Annotated in this window: 24 protein-coding genes; 13 read left to right on the forward strand and 11 right to left on the reverse strand. The window is 74.5% G+C overall.

What is annotated here, in order from left to right:
• The first annotated feature begins 2 nt into the window (after positions 1–2).
• Genes IH25_RS0120210 through IH25_RS0120220 form a run of 3 tightly spaced genes read left to right on the forward strand, consistent with a single transcriptional unit; the run spans position 3 to position 2,048 of the window.
• Positions 3–482, forward strand: coding sequence for a hypothetical protein (locus IH25_RS0120210; RefSeq protein WP_030612093.1), 480 nt, complete (start codon positions 3–5; stop codon positions 480–482).
• On the forward strand, positions 449–1,204 hold the full coding sequence (locus IH25_RS0120215; RefSeq protein WP_245172838.1) for a futalosine hydrolase: 756 nt from the start codon (positions 449–451) through the stop codon (positions 1,202–1,204). The genes IH25_RS0120210 and IH25_RS0120215 overlap by 34 nt, the downstream gene beginning before the upstream one ends.
• Positions 1,191–2,048, forward strand: a complete 858-nt coding sequence (locus IH25_RS0120220; RefSeq protein ID WP_030612098.1) for a 1,4-dihydroxy-6-naphthoate synthase — start codon at positions 1,191–1,193, stop codon at positions 2,046–2,048. Before IH25_RS0120215 ends, IH25_RS0120220 begins: the two co-directional genes overlap by 14 nt.
• A gap of 16 nt (positions 2,049–2,064) precedes the next feature.
• Here IH25_RS0120220 and IH25_RS42840 read toward each other — a convergent pair whose 3' ends face one another.
• Positions 2,065–2,448: a cold-shock protein gene (locus IH25_RS42840; protein ID WP_030612101.1), complete on the reverse strand. Its 384-nt coding sequence runs from the start codon at positions 2,446–2,448 to the stop codon at positions 2,065–2,067.
• A 165-nt stretch (positions 2,449–2,613) separates the two neighbouring features.
• Here IH25_RS42840 and IH25_RS0120230 point away from each other — a divergent pair, with 165 nt between their 5' ends.
• A complete protein-coding gene (locus IH25_RS0120230) occupies positions 2,614–2,877 on the forward strand; it encodes a hypothetical protein (protein ID WP_030612104.1) in 264 nt (87 codons plus the stop codon).
• On the opposite strand, the gene IH25_RS0120235 is transcribed toward IH25_RS0120230, so the two are convergent.
• Positions 2,841–3,485, reverse strand: coding sequence for an HAD family hydrolase (locus IH25_RS0120235; protein ID WP_030612107.1), 645 nt, complete (start codon positions 3,483–3,485; stop codon positions 2,841–2,843). The genes IH25_RS0120230 and IH25_RS0120235 overlap by 37 nt on opposite strands.
• 53 nt (positions 3,486–3,538) lie before the next feature.
• Positions 3,539–4,579: a hypothetical protein gene (locus tag IH25_RS0120240; RefSeq protein ID WP_030612110.1), complete on the reverse strand. Its 1,041-nt coding sequence runs from the start codon at positions 4,577–4,579 to the stop codon at positions 3,539–3,541.
• 100 nt (positions 4,580–4,679) lie between these two features.
• On the opposite strand from IH25_RS0120240, the gene IH25_RS0120245 reads away from it, so the two are divergent.
• Positions 4,680–7,316: a helicase C-terminal domain-containing protein gene (locus tag IH25_RS0120245; RefSeq protein ID WP_030612113.1), complete on the forward strand. Its 2,637-nt coding sequence runs from the start codon at positions 4,680–4,682 to the stop codon at positions 7,314–7,316.
• Between the two features lie 107 nt (positions 7,317–7,423).
• Here the strand turns inward: IH25_RS0120245 and IH25_RS0120250 are convergent, their stop codons facing one another.
• Positions 7,424–7,960, reverse strand: a complete 537-nt coding sequence (locus tag IH25_RS0120250) for a hypothetical protein (protein ID WP_030612116.1) — start codon at positions 7,958–7,960, stop codon at positions 7,424–7,426.
• A 139-nt stretch (positions 7,961–8,099) separates the two neighbouring features.
• Between IH25_RS0120250 and IH25_RS0120255 the strand changes: the two genes are divergently transcribed.
• Positions 8,100–9,749 (forward strand): DNA repair helicase XPB, encoded by a 1,650-nt coding sequence (locus IH25_RS0120255; RefSeq protein ID WP_030612119.1) that lies wholly within the window; start codon positions 8,100–8,102, stop codon positions 9,747–9,749.
• On the opposite strand, the gene IH25_RS0120260 is transcribed toward IH25_RS0120255, so the two are convergent.
• Complete coding sequence (locus IH25_RS0120260; protein WP_394298440.1) at positions 9,701–10,828, reverse strand: glycosyltransferase 87 family protein; 1,128 nt, start codon at positions 10,826–10,828, stop codon at positions 9,701–9,703. The genes IH25_RS0120255 and IH25_RS0120260 overlap by 49 nt on opposite strands.
• Positions 10,829–10,869: 41 nt before the next feature.
• Entirely contained in the window at positions 10,870–11,061 is a 192-nt protein-coding gene (locus IH25_RS0120265; protein WP_030612124.1) for a hypothetical protein, read from the reverse strand.
• A 377-nt stretch (positions 11,062–11,438) separates the two neighbouring features.
• Here IH25_RS0120265 and IH25_RS0120270 point away from each other — a divergent pair, with 377 nt between their 5' ends.
• A complete protein-coding gene (locus IH25_RS0120270) occupies positions 11,439–13,493 on the forward strand; it encodes a HelD family protein (protein WP_030612126.1) in 2,055 nt (684 codons plus the stop codon).
• A gap of 41 nt (positions 13,494–13,534) precedes the next feature.
• A complete protein-coding gene (locus tag IH25_RS0120275; RefSeq protein WP_245172839.1) occupies positions 13,535–14,251 on the forward strand; it encodes an LppU/SCO3897 family protein in 717 nt (238 codons plus the stop codon).
• Between the two features lie 12 nt (positions 14,252–14,263).
• Here IH25_RS0120275 and IH25_RS0120280 read toward each other — a convergent pair whose 3' ends face one another.
• Entirely contained in the window at positions 14,264–14,962 is a 699-nt protein-coding gene (locus tag IH25_RS0120280) for a copper homeostasis protein CutC (protein WP_030612131.1), read from the reverse strand.
• 221 nt (positions 14,963–15,183) lie between these two features.
• On the opposite strand from IH25_RS0120280, the gene IH25_RS0120285 reads away from it, so the two are divergent.
• Together IH25_RS0120285 and IH25_RS0120290 are read left to right on the forward strand one after the other, a co-directional pair.
• Positions 15,184–15,828 carry an HD domain-containing protein gene (locus IH25_RS0120285; protein WP_030612133.1) on the forward strand — a complete coding sequence of 215 codons (645 nt, stop codon included), beginning with the start codon at positions 15,184–15,186 and terminating at the stop codon, positions 15,826–15,828.
• A 26-nt stretch (positions 15,829–15,854) separates the two neighbouring features.
• Positions 15,855–16,958, forward strand: coding sequence for a GNAT family N-acetyltransferase (locus IH25_RS0120290; RefSeq protein ID WP_245172840.1), 1,104 nt, complete (start codon positions 15,855–15,857; stop codon positions 16,956–16,958).
• Positions 16,959–16,974: 16 nt separating this feature from the next.
• On the opposite strand, the gene IH25_RS0120295 is transcribed toward IH25_RS0120290, so the two are convergent.
• Together IH25_RS0120295 and IH25_RS0120300 are read right to left on the reverse strand one after the other, a co-directional pair.
• Positions 16,975–17,250: a DUF4031 domain-containing protein gene (locus tag IH25_RS0120295; protein WP_030612138.1), complete on the reverse strand. Its 276-nt coding sequence runs from the start codon at positions 17,248–17,250 to the stop codon at positions 16,975–16,977.
• A complete protein-coding gene (locus IH25_RS0120300) occupies positions 17,247–17,630 on the reverse strand; it encodes a hypothetical protein (RefSeq protein ID WP_030612141.1) in 384 nt (127 codons plus the stop codon). The genes IH25_RS0120295 and IH25_RS0120300 overlap by 4 nt, the downstream gene beginning before the upstream one ends.
• 55 nt (positions 17,631–17,685) lie before the next feature.
• On the opposite strand from IH25_RS0120300, the gene IH25_RS0120305 reads away from it, so the two are divergent.
• Positions 17,686–18,591, forward strand: a complete 906-nt coding sequence (locus IH25_RS0120305; RefSeq protein ID WP_030612144.1) for a MurR/RpiR family transcriptional regulator — start codon at positions 17,686–17,688, stop codon at positions 18,589–18,591.
• 46 nt (positions 18,592–18,637) lie between these two features.
• Positions 18,638–19,561 carry an N-acetylmuramic acid 6-phosphate etherase gene (gene murQ / locus IH25_RS0120310; RefSeq protein WP_030612149.1) on the forward strand — a complete coding sequence of 308 codons (924 nt, stop codon included), beginning with the start codon at positions 18,638–18,640 and terminating at the stop codon, positions 19,559–19,561.
• A 103-nt stretch (positions 19,562–19,664) separates the two neighbouring features.
• On the opposite strand, the gene IH25_RS0120315 is transcribed toward murQ, so the two are convergent.
• On the reverse strand, positions 19,665–20,336 hold the full coding sequence (locus IH25_RS0120315) for a class I SAM-dependent methyltransferase (RefSeq protein WP_030612152.1): 672 nt from the start codon (positions 20,334–20,336) through the stop codon (positions 19,665–19,667).
• Positions 20,337–20,411: 75 nt separating this feature from the next.
• Between IH25_RS0120315 and IH25_RS0120320 the strand changes: the two genes are divergently transcribed.
• Positions 20,412–20,984 carry a hypothetical protein gene (locus IH25_RS0120320; protein WP_030612155.1) on the forward strand — a complete coding sequence of 191 codons (573 nt, stop codon included), beginning with the start codon at positions 20,412–20,414 and terminating at the stop codon, positions 20,982–20,984.
• A 61-nt stretch (positions 20,985–21,045) separates the two neighbouring features.
• On the opposite strand, the gene IH25_RS0120325 is transcribed toward IH25_RS0120320, so the two are convergent.
• A complete protein-coding gene (locus IH25_RS0120325; RefSeq protein ID WP_030612157.1) occupies positions 21,046–22,173 on the reverse strand; it encodes an NADH:flavin oxidoreductase in 1,128 nt (375 codons plus the stop codon).
• Positions 22,174–22,177 lie beyond the last annotated feature (4 nt).

Raw genomic sequence — 22,177 nt, forward strand, 5'->3', positions numbered from 1 at the left:
CCATGACCACGCTGCAATCCGCTGTGCGACGCCGCCGCGCCGTCGCCGTTGCCGGCGCCGTTTCCGCCGGACTGCTCGTCCTGTCGGCCTGTGACAAGCCGACCCCCGTCGCGACGATCACCGTCGGCGGGAACTCGGTCAACTCCGAGGCCCTGTGCTACAACGACGGCGACAAGCTGACCGCCGACTCGCTGAAGGACTGCGTCAAGAACTCCGACGACGTGAAGTCGATCGAGGTTCCGTCGGACGACCGCGTCCGCGTCGGCGTCGACCCGAAGATCGCGGACGAGGGCTGGATCGTGCTGATCAACGGCCGTCAGGTCACCGACGTCGAGAAGCACACGTACCTCACGATCCCGAGCGGCGCCTTCTTCAGCGCCCAGTACGGAACGCAGGGCGAGACCAACACGCTCGCGATCCAGATGGGCGAGAAGGAGAACAGGGGCATGTGGTCCTTCAAGCTGAAGAAGGCCGAGGACTGACCACGCCCCCCGTTCCCGTGCTCGTCGCCACCGCGGTCCCCGTCGAGCGGGACGCGGTGGCGGGGGCGCTGCCCGCGCCGGCCGAGGAGGTACGGCTGCCGGGCGCGCTCCTGTGCCGTACCGGCGCGGGCTGGGACCTGCTCGCCGCCGGTGTCGGACCGGCGCTCGCCGCCGCCTCCACCGCCGCCGCGCTGACCGCCGCCGCGCTGGCCGGCCGGCCCTACGGCCTGGTCGTCTCGGCCGGGATCGGCGGCGGCTTCCAGCCCGACGCGCCCGTCGGCTCGCTCGTCGTCGCCGACGCGATCACGGCGGCCGATCTGGGCGCCGAGACCGCCGACGGCTTCCTCCCGGTCACCGAACTCGGCTTCGGGACCGTCACCCACCGCCCGCCGGAATCAGCCGTACGAGTCGCCGCCGAGGCCCTCGGCGCCCGCACCGGCACGGTCCTGACCGTCTCCACGGTGACCGGCACCGCCGCCCGCGCCGCCGCCCTGCGGGCCCGGCATCCCGGTGCGCTCGCCGAGGGCATGGAGGGGTTCGGGGTGGCGGAGGCCGCCGCCGCGCACGGGGTGCCCGTGCTGGAGATCCGCGCCGTCTCCAACCCGGTGGGGCCCCGGGACCGTGCCGCCTGGCGCATCGGTGACGCCCTCGCCGCCCTCACCGAGGGCTTCGGGAAGCTCGCGCCCGCTCTGGAGAGTTGGAACCCACATGACCACCAGTGAGCAGCGGTCCCTGCCGATCGCGTACTCCCCCTGCCCGAACGACACCTTCGTCTTCGACGCCCTCGCCCACGGCCGGGTGCCCGGCGCGCCCGCGCTGGACGTGACGTTCGCCGACATCGACATCACCAACGGCATGGCCGAGCGCGGCGAGCTGGACGTGCTGAAGGTGTCGTACGCCGTGCTGCCGTACGTCCTCGACGAGTACGCGCTGCTGCCGTGCGGCGGCGCGCTGGGGCGGGGCTGCGGGCCGCTGGTGCTCACCCGGGAAGCAGGGACCGACCTGACGGGCCGTACGGTCGCGGTGCCGAGCGAGCGGTCGACCGCCTACCTGCTGTTCCGGCTCTGGGCCGCGGACACCCTGCCCGGCGGGGTCGGCGAGATCGTGGTCATGCCGTTCCACGAGATCATGCCGGCCGTGCGCGACGGCAGGGTGGACGCGGGCCTGGTCATCCACGAGGCCCGGTTCACGTACCAGGACTACGGGCTGCACAAGCTCGCCGACATGGGCGAGCACTGGGAGCGGACCACCGGGCTGCCGATCCCGCTGGGCGCGATCATCGCCCGGCGCTCGCTGGGCGAGGAGACGCTCACCCGGCTGGCCGCATCGATCCGCACGTCCGTGCGGATGGCCTGGGACGACCCGGAGGTCTCCCGGCCCTATGTCATGGCGCACGCCCAAGAGATGGACCCGGCCGTCGCCGACCAGCACATCGGGCTGTACGTCAACGAGTTCACGGCGGACCTGGGCGAGGACGGCTACGCGGCGGTCCGGGGGCTGCTCACCCGTGCGGCGGCCGAGGGGCTGCTGCCGCCCCTCGGCCCGAAGGCGCTGGACTTCCCCTGAGGAAGACCGGGCCGGATCAGACGTCCAGTTGGTCGGCGACCGCGCGGAGCAGACCGGCGATCTTCTTGCCGGAGGTCTTCTCCGGGTAACGGCCCTTCTCCAGCATCGGGGTGATGTTCTCGAGAAGGGTCGTCAAATCCTGCACGATCGACGCCAGCTCGTCCGGCTTCTTGCGCTGGGCGGCGGCGACCGAGGGCGTCGGGTCGAGCACGTTCACCGAAAGCGCCTGGTCGCCGCGCTGACCGGCGACGACCCCGAACTCCACGCGCTGTCCCGGCTTGAGCGCATCGACTCCGGCGGGGAGAACCGAGGAATGGACGAAGACGTCACCGCCGTCGTCGCGGGAGAGAAAGCCGAAGCCCTTCTCGCTGTTGAACCACTTGACCTTGCCGGTAGGCACGTCTGTCCTCGTCCTCGTACTCGTTGGGAAAACTACTTCGGAAACTGCTCTTGACAGCACTAGAGCGGGTCGACCATGACCCGCCGCTACCAAGGCTAATGGTCTTCGGGCGGGTGACAAGACGTTCCCCGGTTGTTCTCTCGCGCAGGGAACTACCCTGGTCCGGTGCGTGACAAAACCCAAGCGAATTCCGCCGCGCCCGGTGACCGACTGATCCGGGCCGGTGCCGTCGTCTTCTTCCTCGGGGCCGTGGCCACCCTGGTCACGGTGGCCCCGCTGTTCCTCGGCGCGAAGCCTTTTCCGACCTACATGTTCGGCCTGAGCATGCTCATGGCCGTCGGATTCCTCATCGCCGGTGCCGGTGTACTGCGCTCGGTCACCGCCGGGCGGCGTCAGGCGCGGGGGGCCGCCCCGGGCGCCTCGCGGTAGCCGTCCAGCCATTCCGGAAAGGCGGAAAGACCGGCCAGGACGACGTCCGCGCCGGCCGCGCCCAGCTCCTCGGCCGGGCACGGTCCGGTCGCGACGGCGACCGAAAACGCACCCGCGGCGCGGGCCCCGCGGACGTCACCGACGTGATCGCCTACGTACACGGACGCGCCGTACTCGCGCAGCGCCTCCGCCTTCTGCTCGGCCCACAGGTCACCGACCACCACGTCCGGCTCGATGCCGAGGTGGGACAGGTGCAGCTTGGCGTTCGGCTCGTACTTCGCCGTCACCACCATCGTCCGCCCGCCGGCCGCGCGCACCGCGTCCACCGCCTCCCGGGCGCCGGGCATCGCGGGCGACGCGGCGATCGCTATGGAGGGGTACATCGACCGGTACAGGTCGGCCATCTCCGGCACCCGCTCCGGCGGGAACCAGTGGGCCAGCTCCTCCACGAGCGGCGGGCCGAGCCGGGTCACCGCGAGATCGGCGTCGATGAACGTGCCGGTCCGCTCCGCCAGGGCGAGGTAGCAGGCGCGGATGCCCGGGCGGGAGTCGATGAGGGTCATGTCCAGGTCGAAACCGACGGTCAGGGTGGAGGCCATGGGGGACATTGTGCCGGGTACGGGCCGGACGACGCCCCGGCCCGGCCATCCCCTCCCCGGCGCTACCCCTTCCGCCGGGAGCGCCACACCAGATACAGCGCCGACGCCACCGCCGCGCCCCGGACCACCCACGGCCAGGTGTCGCCGATCGCGTCACCCATGTGGCCCTGGGGAATGGGGGTGCCCCAGCGGCCGTCGGTGCGGCCCCACAGCCAGAGCAGCCCGGCCGCGACCGCCGCGCCGGGCAGGATCATCACGGCCCACCTGGTCTCCGCGGGGGTCAGCCGCCGGGAGCCGTAGGCGATGGCCCAGCCGAGGAGCAGGGCGAACCAGTTGCCGAGGACGGCGCCGGCGACCAGCGCGGCGGCGGCCAGCAGCAGAAGGGGATGGGACCAGCCGGACAGCGGCCCACGCGCGGACGTCGCGGCGGCCCCGGCCGGGGCCGTCTCGGCCGGGGCGGCCTTGGCACGGGCCGGCAGCAGTCCGCGCAGCCGGCGGCGCGGGGCGGGTGCCGGCTCGGTCTCCGCGCCGGCCGTGGTCTCCGCCTCGGCGGGGGCCGGCCCGGCCTCCTTGGGGGGCCGTTTGAGCAGCTCCGGGATCACCACCCCGCCGACGAACCCCGGCACCGGGTCGGTGTCCGCGACCGGACCGCCCACGCGCCACCAGTCGGGCGGTGCCGTGCCGTCGCCGAGTTCGTGCGCGGGGGCGAGGTGCGGCGGGGCCGGCGCGGCCGGTGCCGCGGGCGGCCCGGGCTCGGCGGGGCGCGGGCGCGGTACGGCCCGGCGCAGCCCCTTGGGCCGCTCCCGCGCAGGCGCCTGCTCCTCGGCGGACGGCTGGGCCGGTACGGCGGTGGCGGGCGGCGGCGGGGCACCGCCGGCCGTGCCCGCCGCCGTGACCACCTCGTCCGGGCTGCCCAGGCGGTCCAGGATGCGGCGGACGGCGGCGGGCGAGTCCACCGTCGCCTTCGCCCGGTGCCGGTCGATCTCGTTGCGCAGCTCCGACACCAGCCGCATGCGGGTCGCCGACGGCAGCTGCCGCTGCTGGGCGATGTCACCGACGCGGCTCAGATACTCGTAGACGACCTGATCGCTCTCGATCCCCACGACAGCCCCTCCGGGGTGCGCCGACTTGAAACCCCGGGAGGGACGGTACCGCTTCCCGGTGGATGCCCCCGGCATACGGTTGTCCGCTAACGTTGACCGGATGAGCCCCGAGGCCCACTCAGCCCCTCGGTCCCTCGCGGAGGCACTGCGCGCGCGGGACGACTCCTCCCTCGCCGCGCTGCTGCGCAGCCGCCCGGACCTCGTCACCCCCGTGCCCACCGATCTCACCCAGCTCGCCACGCGCGCCGGCACCCGTGCGTCGGTGCTGCGCGCCCTGGAGCGGCTGGACCGGTTCGCGCTCCAGACGGCCGAGGCGCTGGCCGTCGCCCCGGACCCGGCGTCGTACGACACCCTGCTCGGGCTGATGGCCGGGGACGCGGGCGACCCGGCCGTGGCCGGCGCGCTGCCGCGGGCCCTCGGCACCCTGCGCGAACAGGCGCTGGTGTGGGGCGGGGACGACCGGCTGCGGCTGGTGCGGACCGCCCGCGAGGTGCTGGCCCCCTCGCCGCAGCACCCCTCCCCGACCGGGCTCGGGCCGACCGTGCGGGAGGCCACCTCCGGCATGTCCCCGGGGCGGATCCAGGAGATCGTGACGACGGCCGGGCTGCCGTCGACGCACGACTCGGTGTCCGCCGTGGCCGCGCTGACCGCCCTGTTCACCCACCGCAAGAAGCTCGCCAGGCTGCTCGGACAGGCCCCGGAGGCGGCCCGCGAGGTGCTGTCCCGGCTGGTGTGGGGGCCGCCGTACGGGCAGGTCACCGCGGATCCGGCGGCGCATCTGCGCTGGCTGCTGGACCGTGGCCTGCTGCTGCCGACCGCGCCCGGCACGGTCGTGCTCCCCCGCGAGGTCGCGCTGCACCTGCGCGCCGGCCGCGCCCACCGGGCCGCCGAGCCGCTGCCGCCCGCCGTGACACCGGCCGCGACGCACAGCGCGCGGGTGGTGGACGCCACCGCGGCCGGACAGGCGTACACCGCGCTGGCCACGGTGGAGGAGCTGCTGAAGGAGTGGGACGAGGGCGGTCCGGCCGTGCTGCGGGCGGGCGGGCTGAGCGTCCGCGACCTGAAGCGCACGGCCGTGGCCCTGGACGTCTCCGAGCCGGTCGCCGCCTTCTGGGTGGAACTGGCCTACGCGGCCGGCCTGATCGCCTCCGACGGCGAGGCCGACGAGCGGTACGCCGCCACCCCCGCCTACGACGAGTGGCTGGAGCAGCCGCCGGCCGAGCGCTGGGTCCGGCTCGCCCAGGCGTGGCTGGCGGCCACCCGGACCCCGGGGCTGGTCGGCGGCCGGGACGCCAAGGACCGGACGCTGTCGGCGCTCGGCCCGGGGCTCGACCGGTCCGCCGCGCCCGAGGTACGGCACCGGGTGCTGTCCCTGCTGGCGGGGCTGGGGCCGGGCGCCGCCCCGGACGCCGAGTCGGTGCTGGCCCGGCTGCGCTGGGAACGTCCGCTGCGGGGTGGCCGGCGGGACGACGAGGAGGACCTGCGGTCCCGGCTGGCCCGCTGGACCCTGTCGGAGGCGGAACTGCTGGGCCTGACCGGCCGGGGCGCCCTCTCCTCGCACGGGCGCGCGCTGCTGGGAGCGCCCCCGGCGGCCGACCCCGGCCCCTCGACGGCCGGGGCACCGGGAGCGGGATCTTCCACCGCCGGCGGCGGACACGGTGCCGATGCCGCCCCCGCCGACGCGACCGGGACCGGCGCCCCCGGTCGGCCCGTCTCCGGTGGTCCCGGGGACAAGCTTCCCGTGCACCGCCACCGGGTCCCCGACCGGCTCGCGCCGCCGTCCGGGCCCGAGCAGGCCGTCGCGGGGGCCGCCGCCGCGCGGCTGCTCGCGCCGCTGCTGCCCGAACCCCTGGACCACGTGCTGCTCCAGGCCGACCTGACGGCGGTCGCCCCCGGCCCGCTGCGGCGCCCGCTCGCGGACATGCTGGGCGTGCTCGCGGACGTGGAGTCCAAGGGCGGGGCGACCGTCTACCGGTTCACCCCGGCGTCCGTCCGCCGGGCCCTGGACGCCGGCCGGACCGCCGCCGACCTGCACGCCTTTCTCACCGAGCACTCCCGTACCCCGGTACCGCAGCCGCTCGCCTACCTGATCGACGACGTGGCCCGCAGGCACGGTCGGTTGCGGGTCGGCGCCGCCTCGGCGTACGTCCGCTGCGACGACGACGCCCTGCTGAACGAGATCCTCGCCGACAAGCGCGCCGCCGCGCTGCGGCTGCGCCGCCTCGCCCCGACCGTGCTGGCCGCGCCGGCCGACCCGGCGACGCTGCTGGAGGGGCTGCGCGCGATGGGGTACGCGCCCGCCGCCGAGTCCGCCGAGGGCGATGTGCTGATCGCCCGCGCCCACGCGCACCGGACCCCGCCCCGCACCGCGCCCGAGCCGGTGCCGGAGGGACCGCCGCCGCCCGACGCCACGCTGCTCGCGGCGGCGATTCGCGCGATCCGGGCCGGTGACCTGGCCGCCACCACTCCGCGCAAGCCCGTCGGCGAGCCCCTGGCGGACGGCGAGCTGCCCCGCACCTCCTCCGCCGAGACCCTGGCCACCGTGCAGGCCGCCGTCCTGACCGGCGACTCGCTGTGGATCGGCTACGTCAACGCCGAGGGCGCCGCCAGCCAGCGGGTCATCTCGCCGGTCCGGGTGGAGGGCGGCTTCGTCACGGCCTACGACCACACGGCGGACGAGGTCCGGACCTACCCCCTGCACCGGATCACGGGGGTGGCCGAACTGGCGGAGGACTGAGCCGGGGCCCACCGAGCCCGGTTCCGCAGGCCCGACGGGCACTCCGGCCCCACGAGCCCACCCGGGGCACGGGCGGCACCGCGGCACTCGGCCGCGTCCGTCCCCGCTCAGCAGTCCCCGACCGGTGCGTCCTCCCGCAGGCCGTAGCGGGCGCGGGCCGCGTTCTCCAGGGGGGCGGACGACATGGCGTCGCGCAGGGCGAGCGTGCGGCGGCCGAAGTGGGACTCGGTCCAGTCCGCGTTGCCCGCGCCGTCGGGCGCCTGCTCGTGCGATACCACCCGGTAGCGGCCGTCGGCGGCCCGCGCCAGCCGCAGCACCCGCGGGACGTGTCCGCCGGCGCACTCCACCAGGCCGCCGTCGCGCACCCCGTACTCGACGCACAGCGTGTCGACGCCCGCCCGCACCTCGTCCCCGTGCCGCTCCAGGCCGACCGGCTCGGCCCGGCAGAACCAGTGCGCGTCCAGCGCGGGCACCTCCTCGCCGTACCCGGTGCCCCGCTGCTCCGCCGTCAGCCGGGCCTCGATCACCGGCCGGACCTCCTCCCACAGCCGGGCATCGACCTGCCCCGGCCGCATGGCCCAGACGCCGCTGCCCACCAGCACCACCACGGCCCCCGCGCCGGTCGCCCATCTGACCGCTGTCATTCCACGCCCTCCCCTCGGTCCCCGTCGCAGGCGTAGACCCGCGGGGGCGGGACGGGGTTGCATAGTGCACAGCCTCGGGACAAACCCGCTCGATGAGGCACACTGGACGTTTGGCCGTTGTGGAAAGGGTGTGCCGCGCGTGAATGGTCCACTGATCGTCCAGTCCGACAAGACCCTGCTGCTGGAAGTCGACCACGAGCAGGCCGACGAGTGCCGGCGGGTCATCGCGCCCTTCGCCGAGCTGGAGCGGGCGCCCGAGCACATCCACACCTACCGGGTCACCCCGCTCGGCCTGTGGAACGCGCGCGCCGCCGGGCACGACGCCGAGCAGGTCGTGGACGCCCTGGTGCAGTACAGCCGGTACCCCGTGCCGCACGCGCTGCTCGTGGACATCGCCGAGACGATGGACCGCTACGGCCGGCTCACCCTCAGCAAGCACCCCGCGCACGGACTCGTCCTGACCACCACCGACCGGCCGGTGCTGGAGGAGGTGCTGAAGTCCAAGCGGATCGCCCCGCTGGTCGGCGCCCGGATCGACCCGGACACCGTCGTCGTGCACCCCTCCGAGCGCGGGCAGATCAAGCAGACGCTGCTGAAGCTCGGCTGGCCGGCCGAGGACCTCGCCGGCTACGTCGACGGCGAGGCGCACCCCATCGAGCTGCTGGAGGACGGCTGGGCGCTGCGCCCCTACCAGAAGCAGGCCGTGGAGAACTTCTGGCACGGCGGCAGCGGCGTGGTCGTCCTTCCCTGCGGTGCCGGGAAGACACTGGTCGGCGCCGGGTCCATGGCCCAGGCGAAGTCGACCACGCTGATCCTCGTCACCAATACCGTCTCCGCCCGGCAGTGGAAGCACGAGCTGGTGAAGCGGACCTCGCTGACCGAGGACGAGATCGGCGAGTACAGCGGCACCAGGAAGGAGATCCGGCCGGTCACCATCGCCACCTACCAGGTGCTGACGACCAAGCGGAAGGGCGTCTACCCGCACCTGGAGCTGTTCGACTCCCGGGACTGGGGGCTGATCGTCTACGACGAGGTGCATCTGCTGCCCGCGCCCGTCTTCAAGTTCACCGCCGACCTCCAGGCGCGCCGCCGGCTGGGGCTCACGGCCACCCTGGTGCGCGAGGACGGCCGGGAGTCGGACGTGTTCTCCCTCATCGGGCCCAAGCGGTTCGACGCGCCGTGGAAGGAGATCGAGGCGCAGGGCTACATCGCGCCCGCCGACTGTGTCGAGGTCCGGGTGAACCTGACCGACGCCGAGCGGCTGGCGTACGCGACGGCCGAGGCGGAGGAGAAGTACCGCTTCTGCGCGACCACCGCGACCAAGCGGAAGGTCACCGAGGCGATCGTGCGCCGGTTCGCCGGGCAGCAGGTCCTGGTCATCGGCCAGTACATCGACCAGCTGGACGAGCTGGGTGAGCATCTGAACGCTCCCGTCATCAAGGGGGAGACCTCCAACGCCCAGCGCGAGAAGCTCTTCGACGCCTTCCGTGAGGGCGAGATCAGCGTGCTGGTGGTGTCGAAGGTCGCGAACTTCTCCATCGACCTGCCCGAGGCCACGGTCGCCATCCAGGTGTCCGGCACCTTCGGCTCCCGGCAGGAGGAGGCCCAGCGGCTCGGCCGGGTGCTGCGCCCCAAGGCCGACGGCCACCAGGCGCACTTCTACTCGGTGGTCGCCCGCGACACCATCGACCAGGACTTCGCCGCCCACCGGCAGCGGTTCCTGGCCGAGCAGGGCTACGCCTACCGGATCGTGGACGCCGACGAGATCCTTGCGGAGGGCGCGGCCTGACGCCCCGGGCGGCGGGCCGCCGCCCCCGCCCCCGCCAGCAGGACGAGCACCAGCAGCGGGTACGGGGACGCCGCCGGCTGCTGCCACCACGGCAGGTGCAGGTCCCGGTCGCCCGCGTGCGGGACGAGCCACAGGGTGCGGGCGGTGAAGACCGCCGCCGTGGCGGCCGCCGCCCACCGGTGGCCGTCGCCGAGCAGCACCGCGAGCAGCGGCACGCACCACACCCAGTGGTGGGACCAGCTGATCGGGCAGACCAGCAGGGCCGTGCACGCGGCGAGCAGGATGCCGTGCCGCTCCTGCCGCGCGCGAACCGCGAGCCACAGGCCGACGGCTGCGGTGACCAGCGCCGGCAGCACCCAGCCGAGGCCCGGCGCGGGATCGCCGAGCATCCGCGCGATCAGCCCCTGGAGGGACTGGTTGTCCACGATCCACGCCTTGCCGACCCGGCCGGTCTCCCACAGCCGCCGGGTCCAGAAGGAGACGGTCGCCGAGGGCAGCAGCACGGCGCCGCACGCGACCGTCCCCGCGAAGGCCGCGAGCGCGGTCGCCGCCTCCCGTATCCGGCCGCGCAGCAGCAGCCAGGCCAGGAACACGGCCGGGGTGAGCTTGATCCCGGCCGCGATCCCGAGGGCCGCTCCCGCCCACCGGGCGCCCGGGGGCCGGGTCAGGTCCCACAGGGTCAGGCAGGCGACGGCCAGGTTGACCTGACCGAACAGCAGGGTCTGGAAGACCGGTTCGAGCCAGAGGGCGAGGGCGGTGGCGGCACAGACCACGGGCGGGGTTGGGGTGCGCCGGGCCAGGCGGGCGGACAGGACGACGAGGACGGCGAGCAGGAGCACGTTGGCCGCGAGGAACGCCGTCTTCAGGACGGGGACGGGGAGCCAGGCCGCCGGGACGAACAGGATCGCCGCGAAGGGCGGGTAGGTCGCGGGGAGCCGCCACTCGGTGACGGTGAAGCCGTACAGGTCGGTGCCGTGGGCCACGGCGGCGCCCTCGGCGCGGTAGACGAGGAGGTCGGCCATGGGCGCGCCGCGCAGGGCGCAGAGCGTGCCGAAGGAGGCGAGGGAGAGGGCGAGCAGGAGCAGGGCCGTCCGTTTCCGCACGGAGTGACCCTATGCCGTCATCCGCGGCGTATGCCCGCTTCCTCGCCGTACTCGCCGTACTCGCCGAGGATGACGACGCTGCACGCGGCCTCGACGAACACCTTGACGGCGCGCAGGGCGTTGCCCAGCGGGTGGTGGTGGGTGCCGTCCAGCGTGGTGGCGCCGGACGGCGGCCGGAGGGGGGCGGGAGTGATGGTCGCTGCGCTCATGCCTCAATGGTGGATCGCCGGGCACCGCCGGCACATCGGCCCCCGGGTCCAGTTTCCGGCCGCCCCGCGTAGGCCCCCGGGTGGACACCATCCCTGAGACCGGGCGACCCCTGTCCCCTAGGGGGCGAGCCGGAGAGGGGGATGGAGGGGGCGGGAGACGCAAGGGGCGGAAGACCCCGCGAAACAGCCGGAACAGCCGGAACAGCCGGCAATGACCGGCGTCCGATAATGCGTTGGACGTTTCCCGGCGCCCCGCCTAAGATCTCCGCCCTTGCCCGCCTCCCTCACGGAGTGCCGCCGTCCGGCCGGAAACCGGGCGGCATCGTCGTAGCCCACGCAGTCGCAGCCCATGCGGCAGGCCCACCGGAGGCACCCTCTTGTCCACGCCCGCCCACGACCCGCTCGACGACCCCCTGGCCCGGGAGCGCGCCCACCTCGCCGCGTCCCGTGCCGCCCTGCGCGCCATGCGCGAGGACGTGGAGGCGCTCGACATCCGCGATGTCGCCGCGAACTGGGTCAACGCCCAGGTCCTCACCCGCCAGATCGACGAGCGCATCAAGGCGCTGGCCGACCTCAGCGACACCCCCCTGTTCTTCGGCCGCCTGGACTACCTGCACGCCCCGGGCGCCGAGCAGGCCGAGGGCGCCGAGGGTGAGCGGTTCTACATCGGGCGGCGGCATGTGCACGACGCCGACGGCGACCCCATGGTCATCGACTGGCGCGCACCGGTGTCGCAGCCGTTCTACCGGGCGTCGAAGAAGGACCCCATGGACGTCGGGCTGCGCCGGCGCTTCGGCTACACCGGCGGCGACCTGACCGCGTACGAGGACGAGCACCTGTCCGACCCGGCCGAGGCCGCCGCCACCAGCAAGCTGCTCCAGCGGGAGATCGAGCGGCCGCGCGTGGGCCCGATGCGGGACATCGTCGCCACCATCCAGCCGGAGCAGGACGAGATCGTCCGGTCCGGCCTGTCCGGGACGGTCTGTGTGCAGGGTGGTCCGGGCACCGGCAAGACCGCCGTCGGCCTGCACCGGGTCGCGTATCTGCTGTACGCCCACCGGGAGCGGCTGGCCCGCACCGGCACCCTGGTCATCGGGCCGAACCGGTCCTTCCTGAACTACATCGAGCAGGTGCTGCCCGCGCTGGGCGAGCTGACCGTGCGGCAGGCGACGGTGGACGACCTCGTCGCCCACGTGGAGGTGCGCGGCACGGACGAGGCCGCCGCCGCGCTCGTCAAGGGCGACGCCCGGATGGCCGAGGTGCTCCGGCGGGCCCTGTACGCGCACGTGACCCCGCCCACCGAGCCGGTCGTGGTCGTGCGCGGCTCCCGGCGCTGGCGCATCCCGGCGTACGAACTGGAGGAGATCGTCGGCGAGTTGCTGGCCCGGGACATCCGTTACGGCGCGGCCCGGGAGGCGCTGCCGCAGCGCATCGCGCACGCGGTGCTGGTGCGGATGGAGCAGGCCGGGGAGGCGCCGGACGACCGGGTGCAGGACGCGGTGGCCCGCAACAGCGCGGTGAAGGCGGCCGTGAAGGAGATCTGGCCGGCCGTGGACCCGGCCAAGCTGGTGCTGCGGCTGCTGTCGGACGCGGAGTTCCTCGCCGAGCACGCCGCGGGGATCCTGGACGAGGACGAGCAGAAGACGATCCTGTGGGCCAGGCCGGCGCGCAGCGTGAAGTCGGCCAAGTGGTCGGCGGCGGACGCCGTGCTGATCGACGAGGCGGCCGATCTGATCCAGCGCACGCACTCGCTGGGACACGTGGTGCTGGACGAGGCGCAGGACCTGTCCCCCATGCAGTACCGGGCCGTCGGCCGTCGCTGCACCACCGGCAGCGCCACCGTGCTGGGCGACCTGGCGCAGGGCACGACCCCGTGGGCGACCCGCAGCTGGACGGAGGCGCTCGCGCACCTGGGCAAGCCGGAGGGGGCGGTGGAGGAGCTGACGGCCGGTTTCCGCGTGCCGACGGACGTCATCGCGTACGCCTCCCGGCTGCTGCCGCACATCGCGCCCGGGCTCACCCCGGTCGCCTCGGTCCGGGAGAACCCCGGCTTCTTCGAGGTGCGTACGGCGACCGGGGCGGCCGATGTGGTCGACGCCTGCGCGCGGCTGCTGCGCAACGAGGGCTCGACGGGCCTGATCGCCGCCGACGCCCGGATCCCGGCGCTGGCCGAGGCCCTGACGGCCGCCGGGATCTCCTACCTGGCACCCGGTGAGGAGACCACCCGCGAGACCCGGCTGACCCTGGTCCCGGCCTCGCTCGCCAAGGGTCTGGAGTACGACTACGTGGTGCTGGACGAGCCGCAGGCCGTGGTGGACGGCGAACCGGACGAACGCACCGGCCTGCGGCGGCTGTACGTGGCGCTGACCCGAGCCGTGTCGGGCCTGATCGTGACGCACGCGGCACCGCTGCCCCCGCAACTCGCCGAGTAGGGTGCTGATCCGTTCCGGCACGTCCCCCTGGAGAGACCCCGTTGAGCACGCCGTACCCGCACTCCCCGTATCCCGCCCACCCCTACCAGCAGCCCGGGGCGCCGTACCCGCCCGTCCCCGGATCGGCGTGCGAGGTGTGCGGGGCGCTGCCCGCCGCGCCGGTGACCGTGCGCGGGCACCAGGGCATGGTGGTGATGATGCGGCTGCTGCGGCGGCGGGAGACGCTGTGCCGCACCTGCGCGCTGGCCGTGTTCCGGCAGATGCAGCGGGACACCCTGGTACGGGGCTGGTGGGGGCCGCTGTCGCTGTTGATCACGCCGGCCACCCTGCTGCTCAACCTCGGCGCGCTGGCCCGGATCCGGAGGCTGCCGGCACCGGCCACGGCCGCCTGGCGCCCGCCGCTGGATCCCGGCCGCCCGCTGCTGCGGCGGCCGGCCGCGCTGCTCCCGCTCGCCGTCCTGGCCGCGCTGGTGATCGCCGTACCCGTGCTGATCGCGGCCGGCGGCTCCGACGAGCCGTCCAAGGTGCGCTTCCAGCCCCGGAAGAACACCGAGCCGCTCTCGGTCGGCGCGTGCGCGCACAACGACCGCGAGTGGCCCCACCAGGACCTCAGGAACGTGCCCTGCGACTCGCCGGACGCCCAGTACCTGATCACCGAGCAGCACAACGGGTACTGCGCGGACGGCGACTACTACGCCTACCTCCAGTACAGCCCGGACGGCGCGACCCCGCTGTGCCTGCACCCGGTGCGGAAGTAGCCGAGAGCGGAACTAGCCGGCGTCGCCGTCCAGCGCGGTGCGCCACTGGGCGACCACCTCCGCCGAGACCGGCCCCTGCCAGCCGGCCGGGCGGGCCGCGCCGCCGATGTGGAACGCCTCGATCCCGCCCTCGCGGAGCCGGGCCACATGGTCGAGACGCAGCCCGCCGCCGACCATGATCTGCTGCTCGTAGCCCGGTCCGCCGCCCTGCGCGGCCTCGGCGAGCAGCGTGGGCAGGCCGTCGTCCACGCCGGAGGCGGCGCCCGCGGTGAGGTAGGTGTCCAGCCCGGGCAGGTCGGCGAGCTGCTTGCGCAGCGCGTCCCGGTCGGCGGCCCGGTCGATCGCCCGGTGGAAGGTCCACGGGCAGCCGTCGAGCGCGTCGACGACCCGCTCCACGGCGGCCACGTCGGCGCCGCCGTCCTCGGCGAGGAACCCGAGCACGAACTGGTCGGCGCCGGCCTCCCGCAGCTCGCCGGCCAGGCCGACCAGCCGGTCCAGGTCCCCGGCCGCGAAGCCGTCCGCGACGCGGAGCATCACGCGCAGGTCGATGTCGACGGCGGCGCGGATCGCGGCGACGGTGGCGGGCGCGGGGGTGAGCCCGTCGGCCGCCATCTCGGTGACCAGCTCCAGCCGGTCCGCGCCTCCGGCCTGGGCGGCGACCGCGTCCTCCAGGTCGAGGGCGATCACCTCCAGGACTGCACGCTTGCTCATGGCACCCCATTCATCGGCATTCGTCGGGCGACTACAGGTCTAGTCCAATTCAAGAGTATGCCCGTCCCCGAGCGCCAGCCGTACGAACGGGGGCCAGCCGTACGAACGGGGGCCAGCCGTACGAACGGGACGGCTCATGGGCCGCCGGCGCTCGGGAGGCGGCGGCCGGCAGGCAGCAGACGGCAGACGGCAGGAGGCAGGCGGCGCGGGAGAATGGGGCCATGGCCGACCTCGACGCCCTGCGACGCCGCTTCACCCGCGCCCTGGAGGCCGCCCGCGCCCCCGGCGGCGGCCCCGACCCCGCCCCGTACGCCGACCACCTGCTCACCCGATGGCAGGAGCCGCAGCGCCACTACCACACCGTGGCGCACCTCACCGCCGTACTCGACCACGTCGACACCCTGGAGCGGTACGCGGCCGATCCGGACGTGGTCCGGCTGGCCGCCTGGTTCCACGACGCCGTCTACCTCCCGGAGCGGTCCGAGAACGAGGAACGGTCCGCGCGGCTGGCCGAGCGCGCGCTGCCGGAGGCCGGCCTGCCGGACGCGAAGACGGCCGAGGTGGCCCGGCTGGTCCGGCTCACCGTCGGCCACGATCCGGGCGCCGACGACCTCGACGGCCAGGTGCTGTGCGACGCCGACCTCGCGATCCTGGCCGCGCCCCCGTCCGCGTACGCCGTGTACACCGCCGGGATCCGCGAGGAGTACCACTTCGTGCCCAACGACGCCTTCCGCGACGGACGTTCGGCCATTCTGCGCCAACTCCTCGGCCTGCCCCGCCTGTTCCACACCCCGTACGGCCGGGAGCACTGGGAGGCCACCGCCCGCTACAACCTCGCCTCCGAGCTGGAAATGCTGTCGCCCTGAGGCAGGCCGCCGCCTAGGGTTCGCCCATGCAATCGATGAATGGCGACGATGTGAACGAGGCCGTCGCGGGCTGCCTCGCGGCCCTGCGCCCGGCGGTGGACCGCGACTGGACGGCCGTCCCGGCCGGGGGGCTGGAGTGGGACTGCCGCACCACGGCCGTGCACGTCGCCGACGACCTGGTGGCCTACGCCTCCAATCTCGTCGCACGCGCCCAGGACGCCTACGTCCCCTTCGAACTGACCCCCGACGAGGGCGCCGGGAACGCGGACCTGCTCCAGGTCCTCGAGGCGACCGGCGGACTGCTGGCGGCGGCCGTCGACACCGCCCCGCCCGGGGTGCGCGCCTACCACAACTACCCGTACGGCAGCGCCGACCGCGCGGGCTTCGCGGCGATGGGCGTCGCCGAGGTGCTGCTGCACACCCATGACATGACCCAGGGCCTCGGCCTGCCCTACGAGCCCTCCGCGGACCTCGCCGAGTCCGTCCTGACCTGGCTCTTCCCGCACGTCCAGCCGGGCCCCGAGCCCTGGCCGACCCTGCTGTGGGCCACCGGCCGCGGCGAGCTGCCCGGCCGCGCCCGGGTCACCGAGTGGCGCTGGCGCAACAACCTGGTCATCCCCACCGAGCGGTGCACCCTCACCGGCATCCGCCCGGCCGAGGCCCACGATCTGCGCCTCGGCGGCGACGGCGGCTTCGACTGGCTCGGCGGCGAGCCGTACACCGGCACCCAGCAGGCCGCCGGTTTCCTGGTGAAGGCGTACCAAGCGGGCGTGCACCGGCCGGAGTTCGGGGTCTTCGCCGTCGTCCGGAACGAGGACGGCCGCGCCCTGGGCGGCATCGGCTTCCACAGCGCCCCCGACGAGGAGGGCCGGGTGGAGATCGGCTACGACCTCGTCGAGGAGGCCCGCGGCCAGGGCTACGCGACCGAGGCGCTGCGCACGCTGACCGAGTGGGCGCTGGCCCGCGAGGACGTCGACCTGGTGCTGCTGGCCATCGAGCACGGCAACACCGCCTCCCAGCGGGTCGCGGCCCGCGCGGGCTTCGTCCGGGCCACCGTGGAGGAGGAACGGACGGCCCACGACGAACACGACATGGAAACCGGGCTCGGGCTGTATCTGCGCCGCTCCTGACGCCGCTTCCCCCGGTCTACCCGCGCCGCGCCCGCAGCCCCTTGGGCCGGCGCAGCCCCGACTCCCGCAGCAGCCGGACCACTTCGCGGCTGCCGACCTCCACCGCGCCGGCGGTCACCGCGTCCGTGTAGCGGTCCTCCGGGAGGTCGTAGTGGTCGCCGTCGAAGGCCCGCCGCGACAGGCCCAATCGGGCGGCGAAGGCGTGCAGTTCGTCGTACGAGGCGTCGCTGACCAGGTGCGACCACAGGCGGCCGTGGCCGGGCCAGGCGGGCGGGTCGACGTACAGGGTCACGACGAGACCGTTCCGCCGGTGGCCGAGCCCAGCGAGCCCACCGCCGCGACCTTCACGCCGGCCTTGTGGCACACCCAGTGCGGGTCGGGGCCCAGCTCCGGCTCGACGTCCAGCGCGTGCGGGTCGCCGGAGCCGCACACCGGGCACAGCGGCCAGCGGCCGTACCGCTCCAGCAGCGCGTCCTGCACGTCCTGGGCGACCAGCCCGGCGACGAAGGCGGCTCCGTCCGGCCACTGCTCGACCCACCAGCGCCGCTGGGCGATGGACTCCTCCACCAGCGAGACCACGTCCGCCTCGGCGACCTCGCGCGCGACCAGGTCCGCGAGCACCAGGGCGCGGGCCGCGTGCAACGCCTGTTCCAGGGGGCTGATGGGGTCCATGCACCCATTGTGCGCAGTCTTGACCGGGACACCGAACCGAAAATATCTTTCATGCGTGACCCAGGACGTGAAGGAAAGTTTCGGCAGTCCGGTCGGCTCCCTCGCCGCGAAGGTGCGCACGCTCGCCCCCTCCATGACCCGGTCCATGCAGCGGGTCGCCGAGGCCGTCGCCAACGACCCGGCCGGCTGCGCCGCCCTCACGGTCACCGGCCTCGCCGAACTCACCGGCACCAGCGAGGCCACCGTCGTGCGCACCGCCCGGCTGCTGGGCTACCCCGGCTACCGTGACCTGCGGCTCGCCCTGGCCGGACTCGCCGCCCAGCAGCAGTCCGGCCGCGCGCCCGCCATCACCACCGACATCGCGGTGGACGACTCCCTGGACGACGTCGTCGCCAAGCTGGCCTACGAGGAGCAGCAGACCCTCGCCGACACGGCCGCCGGCCTCGACACCGGGCAGCTCGGCGCGGCCGTCACCGCGCTGGTCGCGGCCCGGCGCACCGATGTGTACGGCGTGGGGGCGTCCGGGCTGGTCGCCCAGGACCTCACCCAGAAGCTGCTGCGGATAGGCCTCATAGCCCACGCGCACAGCGATCCGCATCTGGCGGTGACCAACGCCGTGCAGCTCCGTTCGGGTGATGTGGCGATCGCGATCACGCATTCCGGGACGACGGGGGACGTCATCGAGCCGCTGCGGGTCGCCTTCGAGCACGGGGCGACGACGGTGGCCGTCACCGGACGGCCGGACGCGCCGGTCACCCAGTACGCCGATCTCGTGCTGACCACGTCGACCTCGCGGGAGACGGAGCTGCGCCCCGCCGCGATGTCCTCCCGGACGAGCCAGTTGCTGGTGGTGGACTGTCTGTTCGTCGGGGTGGCGCAGCGGACGTACGAGACGGCGGCACCGGCGCTGGCCGCGTCCTACGAGGCGCTGGCGCACCGGCACCGGAGCGCTTCGCGATAGACCGTAGGGACAGCACGTCCCCGTACCGGAGAGAGCCACCCCCCTTATGACCTCTCACGACCTGCGCAGTCAGCTGGCCTCCCTGACCACCGAGGCCTTCCGGCCCGAGCTGGCCGGCATCGATCAGCTGCCCACCCTGGAGATCGCCCGGCTGATGAACGGCGAGGACGCGGGCGTGCCCGGCGCCGTGGCCGGTCAGCTGCCCCGGATCGCCGCCGCCGTCGACGCCGTGGCCGAGCGCATGGCCCGCGGCGGCCGGCTCGTCTACGCCGGGGCCGGCACCGCCGGGCGGCTGGGCGTGCTGGACGCCTCCGAGTGCCCGCCCACCTTCAACACCGACCCGGACCAGGTCGTGGGCCTGATCGCGGGCGGCCCCGCGGCGATGGTCACCTCCGTGGAGGGCGCGGAGGACTCCGCCGAGCTGGCCCGCCGGGACCTGGACGCGCTGAAGATCACCGCGGACGACAGCGTGGTGGGCGTCTCCGCCTCCGGCCGCACCCCGTACGCGGTCGGGGCCGTCGAGCACGCCCGCGCGCTCGGCGCGCTGACCGTCGGCCTGGCCTGCAACGAGCACAGCGCGCTGGGTGCCGCCGCCGAGCACCGCATCGAGGTGGTCGTCGGTCCGGAGCTGATCACCGGCTCCACCCGGCTGAAGGCGGGCACGGCCCAGAAGCTGGTGCTGAACATGCTGTCGACGATCACGATGATCCGGCTCGGCAAGACGTACGGGAACCTGATGGTCGACGTGCGCGCCTCCAACGCCAAGCTCCGGGCCCGCTCGCACCGGATCGTCGCCCTGGCCACGGGCGCGGGGGACGCCGAGATCGACCGGGCCCTGACGGAGACCGGCGGCGAGGTGAAGCCCGCGATCCTGGCCCTGCTCGCCGGCGTCGACGGACCCACGGCCGCCCGTCTGCTGGAGGAGTCGGGCGGCCGTCTGCGCGCCGCCCTGTCCCACGCGTCCGGCTGACCCGCCTCACGCGCCTTCGGCCACGGAGCCACCGGCGTCAGAGCCACCGGCCCCAGAACCACCACCCTCAGAACCACCGGCCTCAGAGCCACCGGCCTGAGGGTCACCGGCCTGAGGGCGCCCGCCACACCAGCGTGTAGCGCCAGAACAGTCGGCGCCGCAGCCTCGCCCCGGGCAGCAGGCGGCGGGCCGTGCGGGAGATCTCGGCGTAGGTCTCCCGCGGGTCCCGGGTGGGGGCCGTCATGGACAGGGGCCGGCGCGGGGCCGGCCGGCCCCGGTTCTTCGCCCAGCCCGTCAGCGCGTTGAGCGGTACGGCGACCAGCCCGAGCGCGTGGTCCAGCGGGTCCGACGCCCGGGCGCAGCCGACGACGACGAGCGTGCCGCCGGGCGCGAGCCGGTCCCGCAGGCGGGTGAGAGTCTCGGAGAGGGGGAGGTGGTGGAGCACGGCGACGCAGGTGATCACGTCGTAGGGCCCGTCGGGGAGGTGCCGGGAGGCGTCGGCGACGCGGTAGGCGACGGGTGCGCCGCCGGGCGTCGACTCCCGGGCCCGCGCCAGGATTCCCGCGTCGGAGTCGACGGCGTGCACCTCGCGGGCGCGCCGGGCGAGCAGCCGCGCCAGTTCCCCGCTGCCGCAGCCCACGTCCAGCGCGGCGCCGAAGCGGCGGGGCAACTGCCGTAGCAGCCAGGGGTGGTAATGGGCGTTGTGGTCCCAGGGGTGGGCCGCGTTGAAGCGGTGGAGGGCGTCCGGCAGGCGGGCCGTACGGCGCGTCGTCATGGCGCCCACTCCACCACGGCCCGCGCTCCCGCCGGGGTCCAGGGCACCATGGAGGCAAGGAGGCGACCGACCGATATGAACCACGCCCAGCTCACCGCCCTCGGACGGGCTCTCCGGCTGCTCGGGGAGCACGGCGAGGCCCTGACCGCCGACACGCCGGACGCCCGGCTGCACGAGATCAAGGACGACCTGCGGCGCGCCCTGGACCTACTGGAGGACAGCGTGACCACGGGGGCGCCCGCCACCCGGTGTCCCGAGCATCCGCAGGGTCCGGTGGACGAGAGCGCCCCCGACCTGTGCCTGCTGTGCGAGACGCGGCGCCGGGCCGCGCGCCGCTCGGAGTACCAGGGCGCCCGGCCGCGTCCGGCGGGGCCCGCCCCCACCGCGCCCTCCCGGTACGGCGTGCGCGGGGACCGCCCGCAGGCCCAGCAGCGGTGGCTGCCGGAGCTGTGGAACGGGCAGGAATGGCAGCTGTGCGGCACGCCGCGCCGGGACCGGGCCGAGGCGGAGGCCTATCTCGCGGCCCAGCGGCGCGGCTCCCGGCCCGCGATGGCGTACCGGCTCGTCCACGAGTTCACCGACTACGAGGTGCTGCGGGTGTGGGGGACGCCGATGCGGGTCGACATCGAGCCGCTGGGCAACCTGTAGCGGCGGCTCCGCCCGGGGCGGCTCGGACGGCTCGGCCCCGGGCGGCTCGGCTCGGCGCGGCTCAGCTCAGGGTGGCGAGGGCCGACGCGTCGTAGGACTTCAGCTCGTCGAAGCGGTCGGTGAGGACCTTGGCCGCCCACTCGGGGTCCTGGAGCAGCGCACGGCCGACGGCGACCAGGTCGAACTCGTCGGCCTCCAGGCGGTCCAGGAGGTTGTCGATGCCCTTGACCGAGGAACTCTCGCCCTGGAAGGCGTTGATGAAGTCGCCGTCGAGGCCGACCGAGCCGACCGTGATGACCTGCTTGCCGGTGAGCTTCTTGGTCCAGCCGGCCAGGTTCAGGTCGGAGCCGTCGAACTCGGGCCGCCAGTAGCGGCGGGTGGAGGCGTGGAAGACGTCGACGCCGGCCTCGGCGAGCGGGGTGAGGACGGCCTCCAGCTCGCCGGGGGTCTCGGCGAGGCGGGCGGTGTAGTCCTGCTGCTTCCACTGCGAGTAGCGGAAGATCACCGGGAACTCCGGGGAGACCGCCTCGCGGACCGCGGCGACGACCTCGGCCGCGAACCGGGTGCGGGCCACCGCGTCGCCGCCGTAGGCGTCGGTACGGCGGTTGGTGCCCGCCCACAGGAACTGGTCCAGCAGATAGCCGTGGGCGCCGTGGATCTCCACGCCGTCGAAGCCGATGCGCTCGGCGTCGGCCGCGGCCCGCGCGAAGGCGCCGATGACGTCGTCGATGTCCTTGTGCGTCATCGTCGTGCCGGTGGGCTCCGCGCCCGCGGTGACCAGGCCGGAGGGGCCGATGGCGGGGGCGTCCGGGTAGGGCCGCTGGCCCGGCTTGCGGACCATGCCGATGTGCCACAGCTGCGGGACGATGGCGCCGCCCGCCGCGTGCACCTCCTCGGCGACCTTCGCCCAGCCCGCCAGCTGCTCCTCGCCGTGGAACAGCGGGACGCGGCCGCTCTCACCGGCCGACTCGTGGCCCACGTAGGTGCCCTCGGTGACGATGAGGCCGACGCCGGCGGCGGCACGGCGGGCGTAGTACGAGCGCACGTCCGCGCCGGGGATACCGCCCGGGGAGAACTTCCGGGTCATCGGCGCCATCACGATCCGGTTCGGGACGGTGAGGCCGTTCAGCCGGACCGGGCGGGACAGGACGCGGGCCGCGCGGGAGGCGGCGGGCGCGGAGGTGGTCATGGGG

This window comes from Streptomyces achromogenes subsp. achromogenes (assembly GCF_000720835.1).
GTDB classification, from domain to species: domain Bacteria; phylum Actinomycetota; class Actinomycetes; order Streptomycetales; family Streptomycetaceae; genus Streptomyces; species Streptomyces achromogenes.